Genomic DNA, 1,478 nt, shown 5'->3' with positions numbered 1-1,478 from the left:
GCCCTACCCTTTATACACATCTTTTGTTCTTTGAAATCATTGGAATTCTGTATATTTGTCAGATGAAAAGTTCCCCATTTACGAGTCTGACATTTAACGACAAGCGGATTAGCGCAAGAGCTAATTTGACATTATCGAAGATGATTGCCACAGGCAACTCCGTCATAAATAGAATTTTTAGTAACTTTGCGGATAAAATTGCTACATACAGAATGTTCAACAATCCCAAGGTTACAATGGAATCTATTGTTAGTGCCTATGCGGACGCTTGCAAGGCGCGAATGGCTGAAAGCCATTGCACACATGTACTCTGTCTTCAAGATACATGTGAGATAAATTATAACGGTCACAATCTCCGCATGCATAAAAAGGGGAAAACTCCAGGCTGTGTCTCTAATGGTGAGACAGGCTGTTTCCTCCATCCTACACTTGCGGTTGATCCGGAGACCTTTACTCCTTATGGCTTCACTCATATACATTTGTGGAACCGTGAAGAGGGAAATCCCGGATGCCGTGAGCGCAAATACAAGAAACTGCCGGCGGAGTTGAAAGAATCATACCGTTGGAGCGAATCCATAGACAAGACCGCAGACCTTATAGGAGAAGACGTATTGATAACAATGCTTAGTGACCGCGAGTCAGATGTTTATGAGGTGTTGAAGCGTGGCAAAAACAACGTCAAGCTAATCGTGCGCTCAAACCAAGACCGTCGTATAAAAGGCTCAGAATGTAGGTTGCATGAATTTATGTTATCCGTTTCACCGTCCGGTCAGTACGAGTTTCACCTTCCTGCCTCACACGGGCGCAAGGCCAGAACGGCAAAGATGGAAGTACGTTTCGCGGAAGTTTGTTTGGAGCGTCCAGCAGGCAGTCCGAAATCGGCAGATGCCAATATTGTATACAATTGCATAAAGGTGTCTGAGGCTCAGGGAACCGTACCAGAAGGAGAAGATCCCATAGAATGGGTGCTTCTGACAAATCATGAAGTCTCGAATGTGGAACAGGCTCTACAATGCGTCTCTTGGTACAGATGCCGCTGGTTTATAGAGGAATTGTTCAGACTGCTGAAGAAGAAAGGATTCATGATAGAGGACATACAGCTTGAGGATACAACGAGTGTAGAGAAGAACATCCTCTTTTCTGCATATGCCGCATTGTATTGCATTTCTCTGAAACACGCTTTTGACCTTGCGGACAAATACCAAGCCGTGCCAGCCTCAATAATGTTTAGTGAAAACGATATTGAGGCGGCAAAACTCTTGTCTACCATGGTGAATGGCAGAACATTGAAGCAGAAGAATCCTTTCAAAGAAGGCTCACTGCCATGGATAGCATGGATTGTTGCAAGACTCGGAGCATGGTCAGGCTACAGCAGCCAATCACGTCCAGGATATACAACTTTCAAAACAGGACTTGACAATTTCTTCTGCAAATGTGAGATGTTGAGAATTGTCAAAGATGTGTATAAAGGGTAGGGC

General features: G+C 44.3%; 1 protein-coding gene. It reads left to right on the top strand.

What is annotated here, in order from left to right; genetic code table 11:
- The first annotated feature begins 62 nt into the window (after positions 1-62).
- Positions 63-1,475, top strand: a complete 1,413-nt coding sequence (locus I6E49_RS14180; RefSeq protein ID WP_369681638.1) for an IS4 family transposase — start codon at positions 63-65, stop codon at positions 1,473-1,475.
- Positions 1,476-1,478 lie beyond the last annotated feature (3 nt).

The sequence above is a fragment of the Leyella stercorea genome (genome assembly GCF_021531655.1).
The sequence above is the reverse complement of the archived record's forward strand: the minus strand, read 5'-3'. Positions and strand labels throughout refer to the sequence as shown.

Excerpts from the sequence above, each read along its gene's own strand:
- I6E49_RS14180 (WP_369681638.1), top strand. The coding sequence starts at position 63 with ATGAAAAGTTCCCCATTTACGAGTCTGACATTTAACGACAAGCGGATT.